This is a genomic window from uncultured Amaricoccus sp., assembly GCF_937858865.1.
Taxonomy (GTDB): domain Bacteria; phylum Pseudomonadota; class Alphaproteobacteria; order Rhodobacterales; family Rhodobacteraceae; genus Amaricoccus.
The window spans coordinates 1-3,446 of sequence record NZ_CALLYO010000529.1 but is presented as its reverse complement, the minus strand read 5'-3'; the positions used below and the strand labels follow the sequence as shown (position 1 = coordinate 3,446).

The window sequence follows — 3,446 nt, the reverse complement described above, 5'->3', positions numbered from 1 at the left end:
CTGACGAGGGCGCGCAGCCGTATATACATTGTATGTACGAAAAAATCGCGCTGCAATATCAATTTCTTGAAGGCAGGGCGCACGCGCGCGTCGCGCGCCTGCACCTTGCTCGCCGCCGCAGACGCGGCGGCCGAACCTCAAGCTCGGAGAGCGGGAGATCGAGATCGGCATTAGTGCGGGGATCGGGTCCGGCGACGGCGAGGCCTGCCGAAGGTAGGCTCGTGCCCCGCGCTGGCCTCTGGCCGCGACCAGCGCCCGCGCGGGACGTCAACCCGGCTTGCCTTCGGCCTTTCTGGATGGTGGAGGGGGCTGGATTCGAACCAGCGTAGGGTTGCCCCGACGGATTTACAGTCCGTTGCATTTGACCGCTCTGCCACCCCTCCGAGGTCGCAGCGTGCGCCGGTGATTATGCGCTGGAAGCGCCGGGGTCAACACGTCAGACTCGCCGCGGCGCGGGAAGATGCGAGGCGGGCGTGGCGAGGAAGCCGGAGTGGGCGGTCGAAAGGGAGCGGGCGCGGCGCGAGGGGGCGGGCACCGTCTGGCTCTTCGGGCTGCATGCGGTGCGGGATGCGCTGCAGAACCGGCGCCGCAAGCGGCATCGGCTGGTGGTGACGCCGAACGCGGCGGAGCGGCTGAGGGCGGCGATCGCGGCTTCGGCGATGGTGCCCGAGGTTGTCGACCCGCGGCGGTTCGACGCGCCGCTCGATCCGCAATCGGTGCACCAGGGGGCGGCGCTCGAGGTCGAGCCGCTCGCCTGGGGTTCGGTGTCGGAGGTCTGCGCGCCAGGCGACGGGGCGCCGGTGGTGCTCCTCCTCGACCGGGTGAGCGATCCGCACAACGTGGGCGCGATCCTGCGCTCGGCCGAGGTCTTCGGCGCGCGGGCGGTCGTCGCCCCGCGGCGGCATGCGGCGCCGGAGACCGGCGCGCTCGCCAAGGCGGCTTCCGGAGCGCTGGAGCGGCAGCCCTATCTGCGCGTCCCAAATCTCGCAGCAGCGATGCAGGCGCTCCACCAGATGGGCTATGCTATCGTCGGGCTGGACGGCGCCGCCGAGGGCGAGATCGGACCGGTGCTGGCGGGCTTCGCCAGCCGGCCGCTCGCGCTGGTGCTGGGCGCGGAGGGGCCGGGGATGCGGGAGCTGACGGGCAAGCTCTGCGACCGGACGGCGCGGATCCCGTCGGCGGGAGAGTTCGGGTCGCTCAATGTCTCGAACGCGGCGGCGGTCGCGCTTTATGCCGCGGCCGGGCGGTCACGCGCCCTGTAACATTCGATCACATTTTCCGGACTCGCCTTTGCCGAGAAGGCCATGCGCCCCCATATCATTGCGCGAAGCAGTTGGCTTGGAACTGCCCTGCTTCATCTCACTGTCCCTCGTTCCAACTTCGCGCCCGGACTTGGTCCGGGCGCTTTTTCGTTGCAGGACCGTCGTTTTGCGCGATGCGCCGGGCATATACGCTTCATGCACCGGGTGCATGCCAACGAGATGACTCGAAGACCCGCTCAGCTCGAGTCGGTGGCTTCCGGAAGCGCCACTTACGGGTACGACTGCGGGATGACGGAGGCGCGTCGTTATCGGTCGAGCCCGGCGGCGCGGGCCATGACCCGGAGCGAGGTCAGCCCCATGCCCTGGTAGAGGAGCGGGCTCCCGACCGCCGGGTCCTGTTCCGCCTCGATGACCAGCCATCCGGAATAGCCATGCGCCGCGGCGATCTCGAGGACCGGCGCGAAGTCGACCGCTCCCTCCGGGTCGCCCGGGACGGTGAAGACGCCGCGCCGCACGCCCTCGAGGAAGGAGAGCCGCTCGGTCCCGACCTCGGTGGCGACGGGCAGGCGCACGTTCTTGGCGTGGATATGCGCGACGCGCGGCATGTACTTCCGCGCGAACTCGGCCGGATTGCCGCCGCCGAAAAAGCAGTGGCCGGTGTCGAGCAGCAGCTTCGTCGCCGGCCCGGTCGCGGCCATGAAATGGTCGATCTCGTGCGGCGCCTCGACGATCGTGCCCATGTGGTGGTGGTAGGCGAGCGTCAGCCCCTGCCCGGCGGTGAAGGCGGCGATCTGCCTCCACGTCGGCGCCGAAGCGCGCCCAAGCCTCGGCGCCGGCCAGCTCGGCGGGCGGCCGTCGTCACCGTGGATGGCGTCGAGGTCTCGCAGGCGATGACGACATCGCATCCCATCGCCTTGAGCAGGTCGAGGTGCGGCTGCATCGCGCGCTTCTCGTCCTCGACCGAGCGGGCGAGGAGTTCGAGCGAGTACCAGCCCGAGACGAAGGCGAGCCCGTAGGGCGCGAGTGCCGCCTTCAGCGCCTCGGGCTGGGAAGGCATCTTGTGCCCCTTCTCGATGCCCTCGAAGCCGATCTCGGCCGCCTCCCTCAGGCACTGGTCGAGAGGGATGTCCGCGCCGAGGGTCCGATCGTCGTCGTTCGACCAGGCGATGGGGTTGGTGCCGTAACGGATCATCTCAGTTCACCAGCCCCTGCCGTCCGCGTTCCTCGCGGGCCCCGCAAACGCCTCGGTTTCCTCCCCTGGGTCGAATCGCCGCGCTGCATGACCCCCGCCGGGAAGGAGAGCACTCAATTCGCCAGGGCGCAAACCGCAACGGCGCCGGGGCCCGAACGCAGGAAGGCCGCGCGCCCGAAGCGGCGGCGCGGCCTTCCGTCCCGGAAACCGGGATCAGTTCTTGGCGTAGTACTCGACGACCAGGTTCGGCTCCATCATCACCGGGTAGGGCACGTCCGACAACGCGGGCATGCGCACGAACTCGGCGGTGAGCTTGGAATGGTCGACCGCGAGATACTCCGGGATGTCGCGCTCCGGCGAGCCGATCGCCTCGAGCACGAGCGCGAGCTGCTTCGACTTGTCGCGCACCGCGATGACGTCGCCTTCCTTCACCCGATAGGAGGCGATGTTCACCCGGCGGCCGTTCACGTTGACATGGCCGTGGTTCACGAACTGCCGTGCGGCGAAGATCGTCGGCACGAACTTCGCCCGGTAGACCACCGCATCGAGCCGCCGCTCGAGCAGCCCGATCAAGAGCTCCGGCGTGTCGCCGCGCAGCCGTTCGGCCTCGTCGTAGATGCGGCGGAACTGCTTCTCGGTCAGATCGCCGTAGTAGCCCTTCAGCTTCTGCTTCGCCCGGAGCTGGGTGCCGAAGTCGGAGAGCTTGCCCTTGCGGCGCTGGCCGTGCTGACCGGGGCCGTACTCGCGCTTGTTCACCGGGGACTTCGGCCGCCCCCAGATGTTCTCGCCCATGCGGCGGTCGATCTTGTACTTCGCACTCGTGCGCTTCGTCACGGCGTATCTCCTCGTCTCAAAAGGTCCGGCGTCTCCTCTGCCGGGTTCCCCCGGCCGACAGGCTTCCCCTTGCGGGGTCCACGAACGCCAAGCCCCCGCCCAAAACGGACGGCGGATGCGCGCGCTTACCGGCGCCCGCCGCGGGAGTCAACAGCGCT

At 69.3% G+C, this 3,446-nt stretch carries 4 protein-coding genes and 1 tRNA gene; 1 reads left to right on the top strand and 4 read right to left on the bottom strand.

Annotation, left to right across the window (positions count from 1 at the left end; genetic code table 11):
- Positions 1-297: 297 nt before the first annotated feature.
- A tRNA-Tyr gene (locus Q0112_RS15460) sits at positions 298-383 on the bottom strand.
- 90 nt (positions 384-473) lie between these two features.
- Here Q0112_RS15460 and rlmB point away from each other — a divergent pair.
- The gene (rlmB, locus tag Q0112_RS15455) at positions 474-1,262 is read left to right on the top strand and encodes a 23S rRNA (guanosine(2251)-2'-O)-methyltransferase RlmB (protein WP_297976831.1); all 789 of its coding nucleotides are present in this window, start codon (positions 474-476) and stop codon (positions 1,260-1,262) included.
- A 305-nt stretch (positions 1,263-1,567) separates the two neighbouring features.
- Here rlmB and Q0112_RS15450 read toward each other — a convergent pair whose 3' ends face one another.
- From Q0112_RS15450 to rpsD, 3 genes are all read right to left on the bottom strand, one after another.
- Positions 1,568-2,026 (bottom strand): TIM barrel protein, encoded by a 459-nt coding sequence (locus Q0112_RS15450; protein WP_297976832.1) that lies wholly within the window; start codon positions 2,024-2,026, stop codon positions 1,568-1,570.
- Entirely contained in the window at positions 2,023-2,454 is a 432-nt protein-coding gene (locus tag Q0112_RS15445) for a hypothetical protein (RefSeq protein WP_297976829.1), read from the bottom strand. The genes Q0112_RS15450 and Q0112_RS15445 overlap by 4 nt, the downstream gene beginning before the upstream one ends.
- Before the next feature lie 213 nt (positions 2,455-2,667).
- Positions 2,668-3,288, bottom strand: a complete 621-nt coding sequence (rpsD, locus tag Q0112_RS15440; protein ID WP_297976827.1) for a 30S ribosomal protein S4 — start codon at positions 3,286-3,288, stop codon at positions 2,668-2,670.
- Positions 3,289-3,446: the final 158 nt, after the last annotated feature.

Excerpts from the sequence above, each read along its gene's own strand:
- Q0112_RS15445 (WP_297976829.1), bottom strand. The coding sequence starts at position 2,454 with ATGATCCGTTACGGCACCAACCCCATCGCCTGGTCGAACGACGACGAT.